22 protein-coding genes are annotated in these 20,639 nt (G+C 71.1%); 4 read left to right on the plus strand and 18 right to left on the minus strand.

Annotation, left to right across the window (positions count from 1 at the left end; translation table 11 throughout):
- Positions 1–45 precede the first annotated feature (45 nt).
- From ABZU32_RS26150 to ABZU32_RS26160, 3 genes are all read right to left on the minus strand, one after another.
- Positions 46–507 (minus strand): hypothetical protein, encoded by a 462-nt coding sequence (locus tag ABZU32_RS26150; protein WP_354926027.1) that lies wholly within the window; start codon positions 505–507, stop codon positions 46–48.
- Positions 504–1,415 carry a YegS/Rv2252/BmrU family lipid kinase gene (locus tag ABZU32_RS26155; protein ID WP_354926029.1) on the minus strand — a complete coding sequence of 304 codons (912 nt, stop codon included), beginning with the start codon at positions 1,413–1,415 and terminating at the stop codon, positions 504–506. The genes ABZU32_RS26150 and ABZU32_RS26155 overlap by 4 nt, the downstream gene beginning before the upstream one ends.
- A gap of 100 nt (positions 1,416–1,515) precedes the next feature.
- Positions 1,516–2,019 carry a MarR family transcriptional regulator gene (locus tag ABZU32_RS26160; protein ID WP_354926031.1) on the minus strand — a complete coding sequence of 168 codons (504 nt, stop codon included), beginning with the start codon at positions 2,017–2,019 and terminating at the stop codon, positions 1,516–1,518.
- Positions 2,020–2,137: 118 nt separating this feature from the next.
- Between ABZU32_RS26160 and ABZU32_RS26165 the strand changes: the two genes are divergently transcribed.
- Positions 2,138–3,331, plus strand: coding sequence for an FAD-dependent monooxygenase (locus ABZU32_RS26165; RefSeq protein ID WP_354926033.1), 1,194 nt, complete (start codon positions 2,138–2,140; stop codon positions 3,329–3,331).
- A gap of 21 nt (positions 3,332–3,352) precedes the next feature.
- On the opposite strand, the gene tatC is transcribed toward ABZU32_RS26165, so the two are convergent.
- From tatC to ABZU32_RS26190, 5 genes are all read right to left on the minus strand, one after another.
- Entirely contained in the window at positions 3,353–4,138 is a 786-nt protein-coding gene (tatC, locus tag ABZU32_RS26170) for a twin-arginine translocase subunit TatC (RefSeq protein ID WP_354926035.1), read from the minus strand.
- A gap of 118 nt (positions 4,139–4,256) precedes the next feature.
- Positions 4,257–4,640: a Sec-independent protein translocase subunit TatA gene (gene tatA / locus ABZU32_RS26175; RefSeq protein WP_354852802.1), complete on the minus strand. Its 384-nt coding sequence runs from the start codon at positions 4,638–4,640 to the stop codon at positions 4,257–4,259.
- Between the two features lie 66 nt (positions 4,641–4,706).
- A complete protein-coding gene (locus ABZU32_RS26180; RefSeq protein WP_354926037.1) occupies positions 4,707–4,895 on the minus strand; it encodes a hypothetical protein in 189 nt (62 codons plus the stop codon).
- A 170-nt stretch (positions 4,896–5,065) separates the two neighbouring features.
- Positions 5,066–6,022, minus strand: a complete 957-nt coding sequence (locus ABZU32_RS26185; RefSeq protein WP_354926039.1) for a WYL domain-containing protein — start codon at positions 6,020–6,022, stop codon at positions 5,066–5,068.
- Between the two features lie 79 nt (positions 6,023–6,101).
- Entirely contained in the window at positions 6,102–7,046 is a 945-nt protein-coding gene (locus ABZU32_RS26190) for a WYL domain-containing protein (RefSeq protein WP_354926041.1), read from the minus strand.
- 93 nt (positions 7,047–7,139) lie between these two features.
- Here ABZU32_RS26190 and ABZU32_RS26195 point away from each other — a divergent pair, with 93 nt between their 5' ends.
- The gene (locus ABZU32_RS26195) at positions 7,140–8,381 is read left to right on the plus strand and encodes a DUF3866 family protein (RefSeq protein ID WP_354926109.1); all 1,242 of its coding nucleotides are present in this window, start codon (positions 7,140–7,142) and stop codon (positions 8,379–8,381) included.
- 143 nt (positions 8,382–8,524) lie between these two features.
- Here the strand turns inward: ABZU32_RS26195 and ABZU32_RS26200 are convergent, their stop codons facing one another.
- Together ABZU32_RS26200 and ABZU32_RS26205 are read right to left on the minus strand one after the other, a co-directional pair.
- Positions 8,525–8,752, minus strand: coding sequence for a DUF397 domain-containing protein (locus ABZU32_RS26200; protein WP_354926043.1), 228 nt, complete (start codon positions 8,750–8,752; stop codon positions 8,525–8,527).
- A 19-nt stretch (positions 8,753–8,771) separates the two neighbouring features.
- Positions 8,772–9,626 (minus strand): helix-turn-helix transcriptional regulator, encoded by an 855-nt coding sequence (locus ABZU32_RS26205; protein WP_354926045.1) that lies wholly within the window; start codon positions 9,624–9,626, stop codon positions 8,772–8,774.
- Between the two features lie 299 nt (positions 9,627–9,925).
- Here ABZU32_RS26205 and ABZU32_RS26210 point away from each other — a divergent pair, with 299 nt between their 5' ends.
- Complete coding sequence (locus ABZU32_RS26210) at positions 9,926–10,150, plus strand: hypothetical protein (RefSeq protein WP_354926047.1); 225 nt, start codon at positions 9,926–9,928, stop codon at positions 10,148–10,150.
- A gap of 311 nt (positions 10,151–10,461) precedes the next feature.
- Entirely contained in the window at positions 10,462–10,848 is a 387-nt protein-coding gene (locus ABZU32_RS26215; RefSeq protein ID WP_354926049.1) for a hypothetical protein, read from the plus strand.
- A gap of 131 nt (positions 10,849–10,979) precedes the next feature.
- Here ABZU32_RS26215 and ABZU32_RS26220 read toward each other — a convergent pair whose 3' ends face one another.
- The 8 genes from ABZU32_RS26220 to pafA all read right to left on the minus strand — a co-directional run bounded on the left by ABZU32_RS26220 (position 10,980) and on the right by pafA (position 20,494).
- Positions 10,980–11,423 (minus strand): phage tail protein, encoded by a 444-nt coding sequence (locus ABZU32_RS26220; protein ID WP_354852793.1) that lies wholly within the window; start codon positions 11,421–11,423, stop codon positions 10,980–10,982.
- A 107-nt stretch (positions 11,424–11,530) separates the two neighbouring features.
- A complete protein-coding gene (locus tag ABZU32_RS26225) occupies positions 11,531–13,102 on the minus strand; it encodes a D-aminoacylase (protein WP_354926051.1) in 1,572 nt (523 codons plus the stop codon).
- Positions 13,102–14,511: an alanine racemase gene (locus tag ABZU32_RS26230; protein ID WP_354926053.1), complete on the minus strand. Its 1,410-nt coding sequence runs from the start codon at positions 14,509–14,511 to the stop codon at positions 13,102–13,104. The genes ABZU32_RS26225 and ABZU32_RS26230 overlap by 1 nt, the downstream gene beginning before the upstream one ends.
- Before the next feature lie 151 nt (positions 14,512–14,662).
- A complete protein-coding gene (locus ABZU32_RS26235) occupies positions 14,663–15,931 on the minus strand; it encodes a VCBS repeat-containing protein (protein ID WP_354926055.1) in 1,269 nt (422 codons plus the stop codon).
- A 186-nt stretch (positions 15,932–16,117) separates the two neighbouring features.
- Positions 16,118–16,612: a DUF3291 domain-containing protein gene (locus ABZU32_RS26240; protein ID WP_354926057.1), complete on the minus strand. Its 495-nt coding sequence runs from the start codon at positions 16,610–16,612 to the stop codon at positions 16,118–16,120.
- 32 nt (positions 16,613–16,644) lie between these two features.
- Positions 16,645–17,298, minus strand: a complete 654-nt coding sequence (locus ABZU32_RS26245; protein WP_354926059.1) for a transcriptional regulator — start codon at positions 17,296–17,298, stop codon at positions 16,645–16,647.
- 453 nt (positions 17,299–17,751) lie between these two features.
- Positions 17,752–18,699 carry an FKBP-type peptidyl-prolyl cis-trans isomerase gene (locus ABZU32_RS26250; protein ID WP_354926061.1) on the minus strand — a complete coding sequence of 316 codons (948 nt, stop codon included), beginning with the start codon at positions 18,697–18,699 and terminating at the stop codon, positions 17,752–17,754.
- Positions 18,700–19,135: 436 nt separating this feature from the next.
- Positions 19,136–20,494 (minus strand): Pup--protein ligase, encoded by a 1,359-nt coding sequence (pafA, locus tag ABZU32_RS26255; RefSeq protein WP_354926063.1) that lies wholly within the window; start codon positions 20,492–20,494, stop codon positions 19,136–19,138.
- Between the last annotated feature and the right edge of the window lie 145 nt (positions 20,495–20,639).

Genomic DNA, 20,639 nt, shown 5'->3' on the forward strand with positions numbered 1-20,639 from the left:
CTGGACAGCGCCCGCTTGCGCCACGGACTCACCCACAGGCCGTGTTCAGCCGCACTCGGGCAGATGCCAGATCTTCAGCAGGGCCTTCGGCACCTTGAACGGGCAGCCGCCCGAGTCGCCGCGGTAGGACCAGGCGCCGTGGCCGCGCTTGCGCCAGACGTGCGGCCCGTCCTGGTAGCTGATCGGGTCGCCCTTGACGCCGATGGACCCGACCGCCCAGTACACGTCCTTCCCGGCGGTGGCACCCTTGATCTTGCCGTAGTAGACCCTCTTCGGCCCGTCCACCTTCGTACGGACGGCACGCGGATGGTTCGCCTTGTAGTACTGCTTCCAGTACGCGTCGGCGAGCTGATGCCGGATCCTCTCGGTGATCTTGAGGTTGACGGCCTTTCCCGCGGCCTGTGACGCCGAGGACGACGGCGCGGCGCCCGCCGTCGCCGGGAACAACACGGTGACGGTGACCGCCGTCGCCGCGGCGACCGACACTTTGCCTGCCCACTTGATCATGCGTGTCCACTCCCTGGTGGCGAAGAACGGCCCGGGGCGATGACATGGAGAGCCCCCGGGTGGATGGCGCAGGTGAGGGGCAGGGCCGCGACGCGCTCGCCGTCGGCGTAGGCGACGACGTCGGGAGCCTCGATCGTGACCGTGCGGGCCCGGCGCAGGGTGATGGCCGGGTGGCCGAGGTGGGTGCCCCGGTAGACGCGGGGGAAGGCGCGCAGGAAGGCGCCGGTGGGCAGCGGGCCGACGATCAGCACGTCCAGCAGCCCGTCGTCCGGCTCGGCGCCCGGGCACACGCGCATCCCGGCGCCGTAGGAATGGGTGTTGCCGACGGCGACCATCATGGCCTCCTGCTCGAACGGCTCGCCGCCGTCGACGGTGAGCCGGAACGGGATGGGAGCGAAGGACCGCAGCTCCTGGAGGGTGGCCAGCAGGTACTTCGCCATGCCCGCGGGGCGGGTCATCCCGTTGGCCCGCTCGTTGACCTTGGAGTCGAAACCGCAGGCCACCACGCCGGCGAACCACTCCTCGCCGATGGTGCCCGCGTCCACCGTCCGCACCGCGCCCCCGGCGACGATGGCCGCGGCGGCCAGCGGGTCCTTGCGGGGGATCCCGAAGGCGCCGGCGAGGTCGTTGCCGGTGCCGGCCGGGATGATGCCGAGGGGGACGTCGGTGCCGGCGACGGCCTGGACGGCCAGGTGGACCAGACCGTCCCCGCCGAACGCGACCAGCGCCTCCGGCCCCTCGGCGACGGCCGTGCAGGCGCGTTCCAGGGCGTCCTGGGCGGAGGTGCCCACGATCACCGAGACCGGCCGCCCGCCCTCCTTCAACCGCCGCACCACCGGGTCGAGCAGGCGCAGGGAACGGCCGCCGCGCGCCGCCGGATTCACGAGAACGACCAGCTCACCAGCCACACTCGGAACCTATAGGTATAGATCTCGTCAAGCTAGGGTGAAGCGCGGGGAAAGTCCGCGTACCCGCCGCACGGTCCCCGCGCGAGGAACGTCCGGCCGGTCATTCCTCGTCGAGGGCCTCCAGCCGGGCGGTGAGGTCGCTCGCGAAGCGGTCGAGAAGGCGGCCGAAGGCCTGGCGGTCCTGCGCGGACCACTCTGCGAGGGCGTCTCCGAACCACCCGAGGACGGTCTGCAGGTAGCGGCCGACGACGGCGGCCCCCTCGGGGGTCTGCTCGACCAGCCGGGCTCGCTGGTCGAGCGGATCCGGGACCCGGCGGGTCAGGCCGCGCCGCTCCAACTCGTGCAGTTGCCGGGTGACGTGCGGTCCTACGACCTGCATGCGCGTGGCGATCTCGCCGACGCGCAGCGGCCGGGCGGCCATCTGCAGCGTGACCAGGACCGACATCGCGGGCCGGTCCAGGGCGATACCGGCTCCCTCCATGGCGCGTTCGAAGAGCCGGCCGCGGTTCAGCACGTTGCCCAGCTGGATCAGGCGGGGCAGCACCGAGAGCAGGTCGAGGTCACCATCGTTCTCCCCTGCGGTCGACGACCGTGTGTCAGTCATCACACTCCATTAGATACCTAACTTAGGTATATAGTTGCCTCAGTGGTCGGGAACGGGCACTCACCCGTTCCCGAGAAAAGGCTACCTAAGGTAGCTATCCATTATGGAGGAGGAGCGAATGAGCACGACGACGAAGGGCCGGGTGCTGGTCTCCGGCGCGAGCATCGCCGGTCCCGCGCTGGCCTACTGGCTGAACCGGTACGGTTTCGAGGTCACGGTCGTGGAGAAGGCGAGCGCGGTGCGCGGCGGCGGATATCCCATCGACATCCGCGGCACCGCGCTCGAGGTCGTCCGGCGGATGGGCGTGCTTCCCGCCCTCCAGGCGGCTCACGTCGATACCCGCCGGATCACCTTCCTCGCCCCGGACGGCAGCGTGATCGCCGCTGTCGACGCCCAACCCGTGGCGGGCGGAGCCGCGGTCCGGGACCTGGAGGTACGCCGCGGCGACCTCACCGAGATCCTCTACGGCGCCATCCGCGACGAGGTCGAGTTCCTGTTCGACGACACCATCGCCGCCCTCGACGACCGCGCGGACGGCGTCGACGTCACCTTCCGCAGCGGGGAGCAGCGCGTGTTCGACGTGGTCGTCGGCGCCGACGGTCTGCACTCGCACACCAGGGGCCTCGTCTTCGGCCCCGAGGCGCGGTTCCACCGGTATCTCGGTTACTGCTTCGCCGGCTTCACCATGAGCAACGACCTGGGGCTCTCACGCGAGGGCGTCGTGTGGAACACCCCCGGCCGGGGAGCGGCCCTCTATGCCGTCGGCGACGGCGACACGGTGCACGGGTTCCTGAGCTTCAGCCGGCCGGAACCGCCGTTCGAGGCCTTCCGGGACCCCGCCGCGCAACGCGACCTCGTCGCGTCGATCTTCGCCGGCGACCAGTGGGAGGTGCCGCGGCTGGTCACGGCCATGCACGCGGCCGACGATCTCTTCTTCGACGTCGTCAGCCAGATCCGGATGCCCCGGTGGTCCGCCGGCCGGGTCGCCCTCGCCGGCGACGCCGCCCACGCCCCCTCGTTCCTCACCGGACAGGGGTCGAGCCTCGCCCTCGTCGGCGCCTACCTGCTCGCCGGGGAACTGGCCACCGACCGTGACCACACGGCCGCGTTGATCGCCTACGAACAGCGCGCCCGGGCATTCGTCGAGATGAACCAGGCGCTCGTCACCGAAGGCGACGCCACTCTCATCCCCGGTACCGAAGAGGCCTTGGCGCGACGCAACCGGATGCTGCGCGGCCTGACCGTCATGCCCGCCGCGGAGGGACGACCCGCCTACTCGGCGCTCACCCTGCCGGACTTCGTCGACGCCTAGAAGCTCGCTGAGCAGGTGGCCTCAGTCGAGCGGGGTGGAAGCGGTGCCGTCGAGTTCCTCTTCGATCTGCCGCTGGCGTTCGGCCTCGAGCTGGTCCTTCTTGCGGTCGTGGAAGTACATGAACACCTCGGCGATCATGAACATGCCGACCATGGGGACCGCCAGCGCGAGCATGGTGATCGGGTCCTGGCTCGGCGTCGCGACGGCCGCGAAGACGAACATCAGGAACACGACCATGCGCTGGTGCTTGCTCACCAGCTTGAACGGCAGCACGCCGATCATGTTGAGGAACACCATGAGCAGCGGCAGCTCGAACGACAGACCGAAGATCACCAGCATGGCCATCATGAACCCGACGTACTGGTCCATGCTGATGAGCGGGATCACGTTGCCGGGCGCGAAGCCGAGCAGCAGCGCCAGCCCCTTGTCCATCGTGTAGTACGCCAGTGCGGCGCCCGCGGCGAACAGCGGGACGGCCAGGGCCACGAACGCCAGGGAGTAGCGCCGCTCGTTGCGGTACAGGCCCGGCGTCACGAACGCCCAGAGCTGATAGAGCCAGATCGGCGCGCTGACCACCGCGCCGAACATGAGCGCCACCTGCAGGTTGACCATGAAGCCCTCGAACACGCCCTGCACGACCAGGGAGCACTCGCCGTCCTTGAGCTTGTGGGCGGCGGGCAGGCGGCAGTAGGGCCCCGTCATGAAGACCCAGAGACGGTCGAAGAAGACGAAGCCGACCACGGTGCCCAGGGTGAGGCCCAGGATGGCCTTCACCAGGCGGTTGCGAAGCTCACGGAGATGATCCATGAGCGACATGCGGCCCTCGAGATCGGGGACCTGCGGGCCGTCATCGGCCGGGCTTGACCGTTTCAGCAATGCCATCGGGCGTCCTGGTCTCTGCGGTCGGTCAGGGCAAGGGGGCGTGTCAGGCGGAGCCCTGGTCCTTCTGCGCCTGCGAGAGCGGAGCCCCGTTCACCGCGTCGGCCGGACGAGCATCGGCCGGACGTGCGTCGGCCGGGCGGGCCTGGGAGGTGCGCAGGCGGGAGTTCTCCTCTTCCAGCAGGCGCAGGCGGTCCTCGACCGAGGGGGTCGCGGGCGGCAGCGGCTGCGGAGTGGCGACGACCGGCTGGGCGGTGGCCTGCGCGGCGGCCCTGGCGTCGTCCTCCTCGTGCAGCTTGGTGGTCTCCTTCTTGAACAGCCGAAGCGACTGGCCCAGCGCCTTGGCCGTGTCGGGGAGCTTCTTGGCGCCGAAGAGCAGCACCAGGACCAGCCCGATGATGAGCAGTTCGGGTACACCGAAGTTGGACATGTCACACCCTTACGCCGAGCGACGTGCGTTCTCAGCCTCGATCGTACGCTGCCACCACTACTTGATTCACCCCTCAGTGCGCACGGATGCGCCGATGGCGGCCTTGAGCCGTCCTTGGACGGGAGCCAGACGGCCGTTGGCCCGCTCGATTTCACGCGACAGCCCCCGGGCGGCCACCACCACGCGCGCCGAGAGCACGGCCAGCGGGACCAGGCCGGCGACGGCGAGGCCCACCGCGACGAAGATCCAGGTCATGACCGGGCACTCTACCCAAGCCCGCGCGGACGCGCGCGGCGTCCCCGCGAACCGGACGGAGGACGGGGACGGCGGCGTCGTCCCCGCGCAACGGCGGCGCGGGTATCAGGCGGAGGACTACGAGGGCAGGATGCGGGACTCAGGCGACCCCCGGTGTGAACACCAGAGCACTAGCCCGCATTGAAGTAGCGGGCCAGCGCGGCCGAGGCCGCCTCGCGCACCCGGTCGGCCAGCGACACCGGGGAGACGACCCGCCCGCTGTCGCCCAGCCGCAGCGCCAGCCGTACCAGCCAGCCCTGGTCGCGGGCGCGCAGGGTGACCCGCAGGCGGCCCTCCCCCAGCTCGGTGACCTCCTCGCACGGGTAGTACTCGGCGACCCAGCGGCCCACGGGGGTCAGCTCCAGCTCCACCAGCTCGTCGGAGGGCGAGGGCCGGAACACCCCGTCGGTGACGTCGATCGGCTCGGCCTCGGCGGGCGGGGAGGCGGTGACCTCCAGCATCTCGACCCCGATGATGCGGTCGAGCCGGAACAGCCGCATGCCGTCCGCGCGGTAGCACCAGCCCTCCAGATAGGAGCGGCCGTCCACCACGACCAGGCGCGTGGGGTCGACCTCGCGCGGGGTGATCTCGTCACGGCCGGGCACGTAGTAGCGCAGGGACAGGCGCCGGCCCTCCCGCAGGGCCTGCCGGACCGTCGTCGTGGCGTCGGGGGCGGCGTCCAGCTCGAAGGCCACCTGGGTGCTGACCGCGGCGGCGCCCTCGCCGGCCGCCCGCTCGAGCTTGGCGATCACCCGGGCCAGGGCGTCGCCCTCGGCGAACTCGGGCAGCTCGGCCAGCATGCGCAGCGCGACGAGCAGCGCGCTGGCCTCGTCGATGCCGAGCCGCAGGGGCCGTGCGATGGTGTCGGCGTTGTCGATGAGGATCTCGCCGCCGTCCCAGGAGACGTCGATGAGGTCGCCGGGGGTGTGCCCGGGCAGGCCGCACATCCACACGAGTTGCAGGTCGTCGACGAGCTGCTTCTCGGTCAGCCCGAACAGCCGGGCGACCTCGGGCACCTGGGCGCCGGGGTGGGACATGAGGTAGGGCACCAGGGCGAGCAGCCTGGGCAGCCGGTCGGCCGTGCTCACGCGAGCGTTCCCTTCAGGCGGGGCGCGACGGCCGCGCGGGCGTCCTCGGCACCGGGGTGGACCGTTCGTCCGGCCGCGTTCACGCGATGGCTCCCTTCAGGCGGCGGATCACCGCGTCGCGGACGTCCGGCGGGTCGATCACCTCGGCGTCGGCCCCGAACGCCACGACCGAGCCGGCCACCCACTCCGGATCGGCGAACTCCACGGTGACCTCGTCCCAGCCGTCCTCGCCGGGCCGCACGGCGCCGACCTGCCGCAGCCACTGGCAGGTGTCGCGGCGGACGCGGACGGTGGCGGTGCGCTCGGGCAGCAGGCTGTCGCGGTGGCCGACCATCGAGCGGATGTCGACCCCCTCGGGCACGACCACCGCGCCGGAGCGGCCGACCGGCGCGACCGGGCCGCTGATGCGGCTGAGACGGAACACGCGGGGGGCGCCGCGCTCGCGGTCGTGGCCGACGACGTACCAGCGGCCGCGCCGGCTCACCACGCCCCACGGCTCCACCGTGCGGGTGAGCATGACCTCGCTGCCGGCGGCGCGGTAGTCGAAGCGGACGACCCTGCGGTCGCGCACGGCCTCCCACAGGGCGGGGAAGGCGGGGTCGCGGGTGTCGACCCGCAGCTCCAGCGGCCCGGCGGCGGACTCGTCGGTCTGGACGCCGGCGGCGCGCAGCTTGAGCAGGGCGCCGCCGGCCGCCTCGGCCAGGTTGGCCCGCTGCCACACCTGGGCGGCCAGGCCGAGCACGGCGGCCTCGTCGGCCTCCAGCGTGATCTCGGGCAGCTCGTAGGCCTGGCGCATGATGCGGTAGCCGGGCTCGTCCTCCCAGGGGTCGCGGTGGACCTCCACCGGGATGCCGATCTCGCGCAGCTCGTTCTTGTCGCGCTCGAACATGCGCTGGAAGGCCTCGTCGTTGCCGGCGTCGTAGCCGGGCACGGCGTGACGGATCTGCTCCGCACTGAGCGGGCGGCGCGTGGCCAGCAGGCAGATGACCAGGTTCAGCAGCCGCTCGGTCTTCCGCCGAGACATCGGGCCTCCCTTCTCAGGTGACGCTACCCTTGCCCCGTGATCAGATGGCGCAAGGGCGAGGTGGTCGCGGTCCGGCGCGAGTGGCCGGGCGCGATGGAGCTGGACGTGACCCTCCCCGAGGGGAGCTGCCGGGCCCTGGCCTACCCCCCGCTGGTGGGCCGCCCCGAACCGGGTGACACGGTGCTGCTGAACACCACAGCGCTCGCCATGGGCCTCGGTACGGGAGGTTACGCCATGGTAGTGGCCGTGCCGGACCGATTGCCGGAAGATCCGCAAGGTCCCGGCCACCTGGTCAAGGCACGATACACGCCCCTGCAGGCCACGGTGCTCGGCGCCGACGAGCAGGACTCCCCCCACCACGAGACGCTGCGCGAGGCCGACTCCGTGGACGGCATGCCCGTGGTGGTCGCCGACCTGCACTCCGCCCTCCCCGCCATCCTGTGCGGCCTGTACGGCTCCCACCCTGAGCGGGCCCCGGAGACGCGGGCCCCGGCCGCGCGGACGGACGGCCCACGCCCGCGGACGGCCCCGGAGGCGGACGGCCCGCGCCCTGAGGTGGCCCGGGAGGTGGACGGCCCACGCCAGGAGGTCTCCCGGGAGGTGGATGGTTCACGTCAGGAGGTGGCGGACCCGCGTCCAGAGGGGGGCGCCCAAGGAACGGACGGCTCGCGCGAAGACCCCGCGAGTGCCAGGCGCCCGCTCCGGGTCGCCTACGTGATGCTGGACGGCGGCGCGCTGCCGGCGTGGTTCTCCATGTCGGCCGCGCGGCTGCGCGAGCTCGGCTGGCTGTGCGGGGTGGTCACCACCGGCCAGGCCTTCGGCGGCGACGTGGAGGCGGTCACCGTCCACACCGGGCTGCTCGCCGCCAGGCACGTGCTGTCGGCCGACGTCGCGATCGTGACCCAGGGCCCCGGCAACCTGGGCACCGGCACCCGCTGGGGGTTCTCCGGAGTGTCGGCGGGCGAGGCGGTCAACGCGACGGCCGTGCTGGGCGGGCGTCCCGTGGGGGCGCTGCGCGTGAGCGAAGGCGACCTGCGCGCGCGCCACATCGGGGTCTCACACCACTCGCTCACCGCCTACGGCCGGGTGGCGCTGGCCCCCGCCCAGGTCGTGGTGCCCGACCTTCCCGGCGCGTTCGGCGAGCGGGTGCGTCAGCAGGCCGCCGCGCTGGGCGACCGGCACGAGCTGGTGAACGTGCCGGTGGACGGCCTGGCGAAGCTGCTCGAGGACAGCCCGGTCAAGCTGTCCACCATGGGCCGCGGCCTGGACCGCGACCTGGCCGGCTTCCTCGCCTCCGCCGCCGCCGGCCGCCACGCCGCCTCACTGCTCGGCTGATGGGAACTGCCGGGTCGCCTGGTCGGGCGCGCACTCGGCACCCGACACCATCCTGTCCGCCCCGGCGCCCGGGTGATCGCCATCCGGCCCGGCGGCAGGTCACCCTTTCCATGGCGCCCACCTCTGCGGCATGGGCGAGAGACTCAGTCCGCGAAGAAGTCGAACTCGCCGGCTTTGACCCCGGCGAGGAAGGCTTCCCACTCGCCGCGGGTGTAGACGATCACCTCACGGTCCGGACGACGGCTGTGCCGCACCGCGACCCGCCCGCTCCCATCCCCTAACGGCCCCGCCTCGACGCACTGGGCGTCCCCATTGGGACTGTAAGTGCTGATGTGCCAGGCGACACTGGCCAGTTCCTCAGGTGTGGCCATGGAGGGCGTCTCCGTTCATTCAAGCCATGCGGTCCGCCGCAGCGGCGATGAGTTCCGCCGACTCTTCTCGAGTTAGTGCGGCTTTATCCAGATAATCGTATGTCGTAGTGAAATTTCCTACTCCATCCGATTCGACGTACATGCATCCCGCCCCAGTCTCAGTGAAGGCTATGTCCGGATATGGAGCTGGCATGTTGAAGATCATGAAGGGCCCGCGCGGGCTGGCATGAGCGCCAGCACTGAAGGGCAAGACCCGAATCGAGATATGCGGGCGCGTCCCAAGCTTCGTGATGTGCTCAAATTGAGCACGCATCACCGGCGCGCCACCGACGACACGACACAGCAGTGCCTCGTCCAGAATCGCCGCCAGTTGGATGGGCCTCTCTCCAGCGAGCACCCGCTGACGGATCATGCGAAACTGCACCCAACGAGAGATGTAGGCGTTGCCGGCCTCTGGATCGGCCGCCCTGATCACCGCTTCAGCGTACTCAGGCGTCTGAAGGAGGCCCGGGATCACCAACATGTCGAACGAGCGGAGGACCTCAGCCCGGGACTCCAGCCACGCATGGTCGATCACTCTTCCAGAGGCCTCGCCCGCATAGTCGTCCCACCACCCCTTCTGCCAGATGTCACGGCTGAGCCGTTCAAGACCGTCACGGACATCTGGGTCATCGACCCCATAGAGGTTGAGCAACGCGAGCACATCCGGCGCCCGGGCAGGAGTGAGGCCCTGTTCCCACCTGCTGATGGCGGCCTGGTCGCGTTGGACGTAGTCCCCGGCCTCCCGGAGAGTCAACTTGGCCGCTTCACGTAGCTCGCGGAGTTGCTTACCGAGCCACTGAGCACGAAGTGTCGGGCCTTTCCGCGGTGCCACATCGCCTCCTTAGCTGTCCGAATGGGACAACCTAGCTCATTAGCCTATTTCTCAATTTTATTTTCGCTCAATATTGCGCTGAACTCACTCAGCTGTCACTCTACTGCGGAGAGTTCAACTACGCACTGCGATAGCACGAACTCATACAGATACATGGAAGCCGGGACGGGCATGCATGCGATGGCTGTGCCCGTCCCGGCCGGGGTGGAGAAAGGGGTGGTCCGATGGATCAGCGGCCCGATTCCAGCGTGCGCACTGTCTGTCACGACAGGAGTGCAGAACGGGCAGCCGTACCTCGGTTGAGGAGAGAGGAGCGAGCGCGGCTGTTCGCGCTGCTGCGTGACGCGGACGAGGAGTGCGGGGACCACGGCGGGGTGGAGCTGTACGGGGTGGAGTTGCCCGGCGGTTCCGCGGCGACGATCACCGTGAACGGGCGGCCTCACGGAAGCTGGACGAGCTGCGAGCGGGTGGCCGACCGGCTCGGCCTGCACCTGGTCTGGCTCGACCCAGAGCCCGGTCTCTGAGACGGGCGGCCGGGCCCGCGCCCCGGCTGTCGTCGCCACCGCTGCCGCCGTGATCCTCGTGCCCCGGACCCTCGCCCGCCTGTCCAGGACGATCTCTGTCGTGCGATCGGGCACTCCGCCGCGGGAGGCCGGCCTGTTGCGATGGGCCAGGCCGCCTGTCGCAGAGGTTGAGAGACTCATCAGCATCTCTCAGTCTGATCACAGGCGGCGCCGTGGATCCTACGGCCATGACGCAAACAGCGGTTCCTCCACCACCCCGCTGGGCGCGTGTCGCCGGGACGGTGGGCTGGGCGGCTCCCATCTTCGGATTCGTGCCATTGCACATCCCTTGGATGCTCGGCATCCCGTTCCTGGCCCACGAAGCAAGCTTCGACGCCTGGTATCACGGCCGCGGTAACGGCACGGAAAGCTACCCAGAGGACGGAATCCTGGGTATCCCCGCGGGTGCCATGTACCTCGGGGTGCTTACGCTTCTCGCCGTCCTCGGCGGAATCCTGTCACTCGGTCTGATCAGCGGCTGGGGACTGGTCTATCCCCGGTGGATCCCCGTGCTGGGCGGACGCCGGGTGCCCCCATGGTTTCCGCTCACCCCGACCATTCTGGGCTCCGTCCTGCTGGTGGGCTACTCGCTCACCCTGCCCGTGCGAATATCCCTCGTGCCATCGCCGAGGCGAGTACGGACGATCCGTTCACCCTGACCGGCGCCTTCATCGGCCTGCCCCTCTTCCTCGCATGGATGATCGCGTTACCGGTGGCCGGTTGGTCCTACTACCGGCGCATCCGGCGAGTCACTCCGGCCGCCGCCGGCTGACCAGGGTCTGGCCGCGGTTCACTCCACTTCCATCTGCTCGTAGGTGACGACGAGCTTCTCGGTGAGCACGCTCGTGTCACCGGACCTCAAGGAGGTGATCTCCAGGCTCTTCGGCCAGACACCGGCCAGGTTGTACCGCTTGATCGGCGCGCCCTCGACGTCGAAGACGATGATCGCCCCGTTCTTCCGGGCGTCGCCGGCCCGGACGGAGCGGGCCTCCTTCATCCAGGTGTCGAAGCCGTCGTCCGAGGTGAGGGCTCGGGTGAGCGTCATCTCGCCGGGCTTCGGGCGTCCGGGGAGCTTCCTGACGACCACCTTGCCGTCGGGGGTGTTCTCCTTCACCTCGATGACGTCCTGCTCCATCTTGAGCCCGGAGATCTCGTCGATGCGCTTGACGACGATGCCGTCCACCTCCAGGCCGAAGGAGTGACCGGTCGAGCCGTCTGAATCCGGCAATGCCATGCTCGGTCTCCTTTGTCATTGGGATCCCGATCGAGCCTAATATCGCGCTGCTCCTTCTTCCCGGTCTTCGGACATCCGATTAAGTTGCCGTGCGAACGCCGCGGCCATCATCGTCCGCGGCCGGTGGTGCCCTGGGGGGTGCGGCGGAGAGCCCTGCCGGGGAGGGCGCCGGTGGGGTGGCCGTGCTCGATGACGGGGGTGCCGGAGACCAGCACGTGGGAGATGCCCTCCGCCGGGCGGCGGGGGTCGTCGAAGGTCGCGGTGTCGCGGACGGCCTCGGGGTCGAACAGCACCAGGTCGGCGTGGTAGCCGGGGCGGACCAGTCCGCGGCGGTCCAGCTTGAGCCGCCGGGCCGGGCGGCCGGTGAGGTGGGCGACGCACTCCTGCAGCGACAGCACGCCCAGTTCGCGGACGTAGCGGGCGAGGTAGCGGGGGAAGGTGCCCCACGCGCGGGGGTGCGGGCGGGCGCCGGCGAGCAGGCCGTCGCTGCCCCCGGTGTGCGCCGGGTGCCGCATGATCGCCTGGACGTTGGCCTCGTCGCCCGCGTGGAACAGGATCGTGGTGGCGAGGTCGTCGTCGATGAGCAGCCGGCGGAAGTCCTCGAAGTCGCGCACCCGGGTGCCGGCCCGGCCGGCGAGCGCGGCCGTCCCGGTGCCGGAGATCTGGATGACGTCCCAGTCGATCGGCACCCCGTGGCAGCCGTCGCAGCCCTCGACCTCCATGGCGTGCCTGATCCGCGCGGCGGTCGCGGGGTCGCGCAGGCGGGCGAGCGCCCGGACCGGCCCGCCCTCGGAGGCCCAGCCCGGCAGCAGGGAGACCAGCGTGGTGGAGCCCGGCAGGTAAGGATAGGTGTCCAAGGTGAGGTCGCAGCCGCCGGCGATCGCCTCGTCCAGCAGGGCGAGCAGCTCCCCTGCCCGGCCCTTGTTGACCGCGAAGTTCATGGTCGCGTGCGCCAGGTGCAGCGGGCAGCCCGAACGGCGGGAGACCTCGACCATCTCGGCGTAGGCGGCCAGGGCGCCCGCGCCGTAGGAGCGGTGGTGCGGGGCGTAGAACCCGCCGAGCGCGGCGACGACCTCGCACAGCGCGACCAGTTCGCCGGTGCCCGCGTACATGCCGGGGGCGTAGGTGAGTCCGGAGGACATGCCGACCGCGCCCTGCTCCATGGCCTCGGCGACCAGGCGCCGCTGCTCGGCGGTCTCGGCCTCGGTGGCGGGGCGGTCCTCCCAGCCGGTGACGAGCATCCGCACCGACCCCTGCGGGACCAGGTAGCAGGCGTTGACCGCGATGCCCTGGTCGAGGCGGTCGAGGTACTCCCCCACCGTCCGCCAGTTCCAGTCGAAGCCCTCGGGGTCGCCGTTCCATCCGGCGATCTGCCGCCGCACCTGCTCCAGCGTGGTGTCGTCGACCGGGGCGTAGGACAGGCCGTCCTGGCCGAGCACCTCGCAGGTCACACCTTGGCTCACCTTGGCCAGGTGGCCGGGCTCGGCCAGCAGCCGCAGGTCGGAGTGGGCGTGCATGTCGATGAAGCCGGGGGCGAGCACCAGCCCGGCGCCGTCGATCGCCGGCCCGCCGGAGGCGTCGGGGCCGATGGCGGCGATCATGCCGTCGCGGACGGCCACGTGGGCGACGTAGGGGTCGGCGCCGGTGCCGTCGACGACGGTGACGTTCTTGAAGATCATCAGAAGAAGGTCCTCAGCAGGCCGACGACGGCCTCGCCGTCGACGACGGGGATGAGCGTCCACTTGTCCATCGCCGTGCAGGGATGGGACAGGCCGAACCGGACGACGTCGCCGCAGGCCAGGTCGCAGGCGGGGTCGACGGCGAGATGGGTGTGCTGGTCGTTGAGCGCGGTGACACGGGCCCCGTGGAGCGGGCCCTTGCCGCGCACGTGCTGCGGCTCGGGCAGTCCTTCGTCGAAGGGCAGGTCGCGCTTGCCGGCGTCGAGCAGGGCCAGGCCGGGCTCGGGCCGGGAGATGACCCGCGCCCACCCGTGCATGGCGGGGCGGAACGGCTCGCCGGCCGGGGCCCGCTCCCCCCTTCCGGGAGGATCCGCTCCACAGGCACGTCCCGGCCCTGCTTCGGAAGGTTCTGCCGCGCAGGCACGTCCCGGCCCTGATCCGGGGGGTTCCGCCGCGCAGGTACGTCCCGGCCCCGCGCCGGGATGATCGTCGTTCCCGGCGGGACCACTCGTCGTGGAGGCGTCACGGGGCCGGAAGGGGGAGATCGCCCGGTAGAAGCCGTCGTCGTGGATCACGTAGGCGCCCGAGCGCAGCACCAGGCGCGCCTCCAGCCCGCCGAGCACGTCGGCCACCTGGTCGAAGTACGCGCTGCCGCCCGCGGTGACGATGGGCTCGCCGGTCTCGAAGGCCAGGCCGCCGAACAGCTCGGCCAGGCCCCGCAGGTAGCCCCGCACGGCCGCGAGGCCCTCGGGGGAGGCGTCGTGGGCGAAGGAGCCCTCGTAGCCGGCGACGCCGGCCAGGCGCAGCGCCGGGGCGGCGCGCACGGCCTCGGCGACCCGCCGGGCGGCGCTGAGGCCGCGGGCGCCGGTGCGCCCGCCCGGGCCGCCCAGCTCCACGCACACCTCCACCGGCCGCCTCGTCCCGCGCAGGGCGATGTCCATGATCCGGACCGCCTCGACGGAGTCGGCCCAGCAGATGAAGCGGAAGGCCGGGTCGCGGTCGAGCTCGCGCCCGATCCAGGCGAGCCCGGCCGGGTCCACCGGGGCGGCGGCGAGCATGAGCCGTGCCACCCCGAAGGCGCGGGCGACGCGCAGTTGCGGGAAGTTGGCCAGGGTGAGGCCCCAGGCGCCCGCCGCGAGCTGCCGCCGCCACAGCTCGGGGGCCATCGTGCTCTTGCCGTGCGGCATCAGGGTGACCCCCGCCCCGGCCGCCCAGCGGGCCATGACGGCGATGTTGTGCTCCAGGGCGGCGGCGTCGAGCGTCAGCAGCGGCGTGCCGAAGTCCTGGAGGGACGGCCCACCGGCCAGGAACTGCGCCACCGTGCCGCCGGCGCCGGCGGGCAGCGCCTTGTACCGCCAGTCGAGGGGCTCGTCGCGCAGCGCGCGGACCTTCTCCTCGTCGATGCCCATCGCACCCCCCGCGCATTGCGCAGCCGAACCCGTCGTTGGGGCTATGAGACAGCGCGTTCCAGCATCGACGCAACGTGCCGGCCAACGCCACGGACTACCGGGCGGCGAAGACGGACGGGGAAGACCGCCGGGGAAGATCCATGGCCCCAGGTCAGGACGGCTGGCTCCAGCCGAGACCGCTGGTGATCTTGAGCCCGAGCTTCTGCGAGCCCTCTTGCCGGCCGGCGGGAAGGATCTCCAGTTCGCCGATGCCGTAGACACCGGGCAAGCCCACGATGATGTCGGCGCGGGAGTCGCCGCGGACGTTCGCCAGCCGTAAGGTCGTGCCATATCTGGTCTCGTAGGTGTTGTGCCCGTACGTCCGGATCGGCTGTGCGGTCGCGCCGGTGGCGGTTCCGCCGTAGAGCACGGCCCAGTCGTGGTCGCCTTCGGCGGCGATGTGGACGGCCACCTCGGCGCGGCCATCCCCGGTGACATCGCCGAGGCCGACGTTGGCGGGGTAGCCGTCCGCTTGCCGCAATGCCTGTGCCGGGCCGAAGCCGTTGCCCTGGCTGAGCTGGACGAGTACCTGGAACGTCGGGTTCTCACCGTCGGTCGACGTGATACGCACAAGGTCGGCCTTGCCGTCGCCATTGACGTCGCCGACCGCGAGGTCGCGGGCGGCCCGCTCGGTCGGAGTGATCGACCAGGCACGCTCCAGTGAGAGCCCCGAACGGGAGCCGGGCACGACGGTGATCCGCTGCGGCCCGGCGGCGTCGGGCGCGACCGCGCGGTGCTCGGTGGCCACGAGGTCGGCGAGCCGATCGCCGTTCACGTCTCCGACGGCGAGTTCCGCGCCGAACTGCGGGGCGCCGTGGGTGAGGCGTCCGGCCACCCGCAGGCCGTACTTGCCTCCGCGCAGCACGACGATCTGCTTGCTCCCGGTGACGGCCACGTCCCCGTAGCCGTCACCGTCGAAGTCCGCGGCCGCCATGGCGGGTGCGGTGACGGGCCAGGGGATCACCCTGGCCCCCTGGCCACGCAGCCCGGACCGTGAGCCGAAGAAGACCACGAGCTTCTTGCGAGCCGACGTCAGGACGTCGGCGTAGCCGTCCTTGTCGAAGTCACCCGAGGCGAGCACCTGCCCGAGGTTCTCCCTCGCGACGGGACCGGCGAGGGAGACGATGCGCGCCCGGCCGGAGACCTCGGCCGAGCCGCCGGAGTAGACGACCACCCCTCCGGCACCGCTCTTCCCCTTCACTTTCATGAGGGGGAGCCCGGCGATGACGTCGACGCGCCCGTCCCCGTTGACGTCGCCGGCCACAGCCGGTCTGGCAGCCGTGGCCTCGGCGGGGGCGGCCATCCCCGCCACGCCGGCCAGCCCGACCGCGACGGCCGCAACGAGGCCGTTCTTCGCTGCGCCCTTGGCAGTCGCGCTCATGACCATCCCCCTGGACGTCGCTCATGATTCAGACGCTCATCCCGGTCGGGATGTTCACGACATCCGGCAGGATTCATCTCGCGACACATCGTCAGGCGGGTCAGGGGTGATCTGGCGGCGCTCGTTCCACCCGGCATCCTCAGAACATGTCACGGTCATCCTGTCGGCGGGCGGGGCCGGGGTGGGCTACCGAACGAGACCATGCTCGTCGAGATCGACGCTCTCACCGCCGCCGGGCGGCGTCGCGGGCGCTTCGTGGAAGTCGGTGAAGGTGAACGCCTCGGGGCCGGGGCCTTGCGCGCGCAGCAGGTGCAGCTTCGTCATGCCCTCCTCCAAGGTCGGGGTGTACCCCTCGGGGATCCACCACATCACGCTGTACGGCTCGGCCAGACGGGCGAACCATTCGCGGCGGCGGCGCAGGTACTCAAGGTGGGCGGTGCGGTAGACGAAGTTCCACAGCGTCTCGCGCGACTCCCAGACCGAGAAGTTCACCAGCAGCATGTCACCGAAGTCGTGCTGCACGGTGTCGGTGGGGTCCTCGCCGCCCTTGAGCCGCCAGACGAAGCCGGGCGCGGTGTCGGAGATGGCGTTGATGGGTTCCAGGGCGGCGATGAAGTCGGCGAGTTCGGGGGAGTCCTTGGGAGCGAGCATGTGGGCGACGTTGAGCTGGGCCAGATGCATGCGCCTAGGACACCACGCCGGACCCTTCTAAGTCAATCTCCATTGTTTTTAGAGAACGTGACGCAGCACTCCCCCTCCCGGGGGTCCAGCCGCGCTGTCACATGGTCGTCGCCCAGAGCCGACAGCAGGCCCTCGCACAGGGCCAGGTTGAGCGAGCAGACCAGGACCGGACGCTCCTCCGCGATCACGTGGAAGGGGCAGTTGCGCAGGCGGATGACCTCGCCGTCGTGGTAGGGCTCGTAGCCGCGCTCGGTGAGGGCCGCGCGCAGCCCGGACGCCTTGGCCCGCTCCCCCACCCGGCGGGCGGCGGCCTCGGCGGCCTCCTCCCCGCCGAGCGCGTCCACGGCCTCGGCGAGCACGAGCGCCAGCGTCCGGTAGTCACGCGGGGGCAGGCTGACCTGGTGCTCCACCGGGGAACGGCGGTAGACCTTGGCAGGGCGCCCGCCGCCCGGGCCGGCACGCCCGCTCAGCCGGCGGAAACCCGACTCCAGCAGGCCGGCCTCGACGAGCTTGTCCAGGTGGAAGGCGGCCAGGGTGCGGCCCACCTCCGCCGCCCGCGCGGCCTCGTCCCTGCCCACCTCGTGCCCCTGCGCGGACACGTAGTCGTACAGCGCCCGACGCACGGGGTCACGAAGCGCGCCGAGCACGCCGAGGGCATCGGGAAGACCTGGATCGTCACCGCTCACAGGCCGAGTTTAGGACGGCACGGCCGGGCACCCGGACCGGCGGCCGACGCACTCCACTCATAGCGGGGACAGGGCCCGCACCGGCGGGTCCACCGGATCGCGGCCGGGCACACCGGATCGCGGTCGGGCACACGGTGAGCGAGCGCTGGTCCGGGCTGGGCCACGCCCGCGCCTTTACTATGTAGATTCGCTGCAGGTGCGCCGTATCCCCCGGCGCCGGAAACGCCGCACAGCCCGGCGTCGGACGCACTGCACGGCCCGGCTCCGGAAACACCGTACGGCCGCACCGTCGCGCCCGAGAGAGGGCACAGGTGCGGCCGTGGCGGCGATGCGGGGATGCGGGGATGCGGGGATGCGGGGATGCGGGGATGCGGGGATGCGGAAGCCGATACGAAGCGGGCGCGCCCAGGTGAGGCGGTGCGTGGCCCGGCTCGGCCGGTGAGGCGGCCTGGGTCAGTAGGCGCCGAGGACGTCGACGACGAAGACCAGGGTGTCGGTGCCCTTGATCTTGTCGCCGGAGCCGGCCTTGCCGTAGCCCAGGGCCGGCGGGATGGAGACCAGCACCCGGCTGCCCACCGGGACGCCGACCAGGCTCTGGTCCCAGCCCTTGATGACCTTGCCGACGCCGATCGGGAACATCACCGGCTCGCCGCGGCCCCAGCTGCTGTCGAACTCGGTGTCGCTGCCCCAGATCTTGCCGGTGTAGTGGACCAGGATCGTCTGACCGGACTTGACCACCGGGCCGGCGCCCTTGATGACGGTCTTGGCGACCAGGCCCTTCGGCGCGGTGGCGTCGGTCTTGGTGGTCAGCTTGGGCGCCTGGTCGCCGCCCGGGTTCTCCAGCTTGACGCCCGACATCCCCGGGTCCGTGGCGGTGCCGTGGGCGGCCTTGACGGTGGGCACGCCCATCACGTCCACGACGTAGACGCTGGCGATGGAGGTGTCGGCACCCTGCGACTTGGCCTGCTCGACCTGGTCGGGGGTCAGGCTGTCCTTGGCGACGACGGCGAGGAACCGCCCGCCGGGCTTGCTGTCCTGGAACGCCTTGTAGACCACCGAGGGGAGCTTGGGATCGACCTTGATGAGCTGGGGCGCGCCGTCGTCGTAGGTGGAGCCCGACGCGGCGTTGGCCTTGCCGTCCCAGCTGTAGGCGGTGAGGTTGGCGACCACCGAGTCGCCGTCCTTGACCTGCGTGCCCTGGCCTGGCTTGATCGTCTGGGAGGACGACGTCGTGGGCGGCTTGCCCTTGGGGAAGGTGACCTGCGGCTTCTTGCCGAAGTCACCCGCCACCTGTACGCCGCCGGTGGAGGTGCCGGTCTTGGCGGTGACCTCGCCGCCACCACTACCGCAGGCGGCGGCGAACAGCAACGGCACGGCGGCGAGAAGGGCCAGTCGGCGCATGGGTATCCCTCGGAGAGACGTCACGTTCGCGTAACACTACCCGACCCCCATGACCGCCCGAGTCGGCGGCGCTCGATCTTGCCGAAGCATGACCGCGCGTTCGGATTCGCCATTCCGTCGGTGCGCCGCTCACCTGGCACGACGCTCGCCCGGCGCCGGTCTCCGCCCCCCGCGCGAACCTCGCGCGGGCCGCGTTCGGACGACGCCGGAGCCGTGCCCGGCGCACGGGCCCGAAACTTTCACCGGCCGCGCCGTCGCGGCGCGGCCGACGCGTCCGGCGGGCGGCGCGGGCCGGTCGGAACCGCCCACCGACCAGGCCGCCCACCGGAAGGGCCACCGGCCGTCCAGGACCGCCGACCGGAAGGGCCGCCGGCCGTCCAGGACCGCCGGACGGAGGGGACCGCCGGCGGAAACCGGACCGCCGGAGCCCGCCGGGTCACATGCCCGCGATCAGCTTGTCCACCCGCTCGTCCACGCTGCGGAACGGGTCCTTGCACAGGACCGTGCGCTGGGCCTGGTCGTTGAGCTTCAGGTGCACCCAGTCGACGGTGAAGTCGCGGCGCTTCTCCTGCGCCTTGCGGATGAACTCGCCGCGCAGCCGGGCGCGCGTCGTCTGCGGCGGCACCGACTTGGCCTCGAAGATCTTCAGGTCGGACGCCACGCGCTCGACGGCGCCGCGCCGCTGCAGCAGGTAGAACAGCCCCCGCTTGCGGTGGACGTCGTGGTAGGCCAGGTCGAGCTGGGCCACCCTCGGCGAGGACAGCGGCAGGTCGTACTTGGTGCGGTAGCGCTCGATGAGCTGGTACTTGGTCACCCAGTCGATCTCGCGCGACACCAGGTCCAGGTCGCCGGTCTCCACGGCCCTCAGCGTGCGCTCCCACAGCTCCAGCACCCTGCGGGTGATCGCGTCCCCGCCGCGGCGGTCGACGAAGTCGCGGGCCTTTCCGAGGTACTCCTGCTGGATCTCCAGCGAGGACGCCTCGCGGCCGTTGGCCAGGCGCACGCGGCGGCGTCCGGTCATGTCATGCGACACCTCGCGGATCGCCCTTATCGGGTTCTCCAGGCTGAGGTCGCGCATGACCGTGCCGGCCTCCACCATGCGCAGCACCAGGTCGGTCGCCCCGACCTTGAGCAGCATCGTCGCCTCGCTCATGTTGGAGTCGCCGACGATGACGTGCAGGCGGCGGAAGCGCTCGGCGTCGGCGTGCGGCTCGTCGCGGGTGTTGATGATCGGGCGCGACCGGGTGGTGGCGCTCGACACCCCCTCCCAGATGTGCTCGGCGCGCTGGGAGACGCAGTAGACCGCGCCGCGGGGCGTCTGCAGCACCTTGCCCGCCCCGCAGATGATCTGCCGGGTGACCAGGAACGGGATCAGGACGTCGGCGAGCCGGCCGAACTCGCCGTGCCTGCCGACGAGGTAGTTCTCGTGGCAGCCGTAGGAGTTGCCCGCCGAGTCGGTGTTGTTCTTGAACAGGTAGATGTCACCGGCGATGCCCTCCTCGCGCAGCCGCTTCTCGGCGTCGACGAGCAGTCCTTCGAGGATGCGCTCGCCCGCCTTGTCGTGGGTGACCAGCTCCACGACGTTGTCACACTCAGGGGTTGCGTACTCGGGGTGGCTGCCCACGTCGAGGTAGAGGCGGGCGCCGTTGCGGAGGAAGACATTGCTCGATCGGCCCCAGGACACGACTCTGCGGAAGAGGTAGCGCGCCACCTCGTCCGGGGACAGCCTGCGCTGGCCCCTGAACGTGCAGGTGACGCCGTACTCGTTCTCCAAGCCGAAGATGCGACGATCCATCACATCACACTATGTCCCCGAGCCGCCGGAGGGGAGAGATCTTCTCCCCTGTTTCCGGGCGTGGTGTGGCGGATGGCCCCGTTCGGCCGTCCCGGCGGGATCCGCGGCGCGGCGATCTCCGCAAGCTTGACGATCTCGCAGCCCC

It is taken from the genome of Sphaerisporangium sp. NPDC005288 (genome assembly GCF_040607475.1).
GTDB lineage: Bacteria > Actinomycetota > Actinomycetes > Streptosporangiales > Streptosporangiaceae > Sphaerisporangium > Sphaerisporangium rhizosphaerae.

Coding starts and splice junctions, on each gene's coding strand:
- ABZU32_RS26150 (WP_354926027.1), bottom strand. CDS start 507: ATGATCAAGTGGGCAGGCAAAGTGTCGGTCGCCGCGGCGACGGCGGTC.
- ABZU32_RS26160 (WP_354926031.1), bottom strand. CDS start 2,019: ATGACTGACACACGGTCGTCGACCGCAGGGGAGAACGATGGTGACCTC.
- ABZU32_RS26165 (WP_354926033.1), top strand. CDS start 2,138: ATGAGCACGACGACGAAGGGCCGGGTGCTGGTCTCCGGCGCGAGCATC.
- tatC (WP_354926035.1), bottom strand. CDS start 4,138: ATGGATCATCTCCGTGAGCTTCGCAACCGCCTGGTGAAGGCCATCCTG.
- tatA (WP_354852802.1), bottom strand. CDS start 4,640: ATGTCCAACTTCGGTGTACCCGAACTGCTCATCATCGGGCTGGTCCTG.
- ABZU32_RS26180 (WP_354926037.1), bottom strand. CDS start 4,895: ATGACCTGGATCTTCGTCGCGGTGGGCCTCGCCGTCGCCGGCCTGGTC.
- ABZU32_RS26190 (WP_354926041.1), bottom strand. CDS start 7,046: ATGTCTCGGCGGAAGACCGAGCGGCTGCTGAACCTGGTCATCTGCCTG.
- ABZU32_RS26195 (WP_354926109.1), top strand. CDS start 7,140: ATGGAGCTGGACGTGACCCTCCCCGAGGGGAGCTGCCGGGCCCTGGCC.
- ABZU32_RS26200 (WP_354926043.1), bottom strand. CDS start 8,752: ATGGCCACACCTGAGGAACTGGCCAGTGTCGCCTGGCACATCAGCACT.
- ABZU32_RS26220 (WP_354852793.1), bottom strand. CDS start 11,423: ATGGCATTGCCGGATTCAGACGGCTCGACCGGTCACTCCTTCGGCCTG.
- ABZU32_RS26225 (WP_354926051.1), bottom strand. CDS start 13,102: ATGATCTTCAAGAACGTCACCGTCGTCGACGGCACCGGCGCCGACCCC.
- ABZU32_RS26230 (WP_354926053.1), bottom strand. CDS start 14,511: ATGGGCATCGACGAGGAGAAGGTCCGCGCGCTGCGCGACGAGCCCCTC.
- ABZU32_RS26235 (WP_354926055.1), bottom strand. CDS start 15,931: ATGAGCGCGACTGCCAAGGGCGCAGCGAAGAACGGCCTCGTTGCGGCC.
- ABZU32_RS26240 (WP_354926057.1), bottom strand. CDS start 16,612: ATGCATCTGGCCCAGCTCAACGTCGCCCACATGCTCGCTCCCAAGGAC.
- ABZU32_RS26250 (WP_354926061.1), bottom strand. CDS start 18,699: ATGCGCCGACTGGCCCTTCTCGCCGCCGTGCCGTTGCTGTTCGCCGCC.
- pafA (WP_354926063.1), bottom strand. CDS start 20,494: ATGGATCGTCGCATCTTCGGCTTGGAGAACGAGTACGGCGTCACCTGC.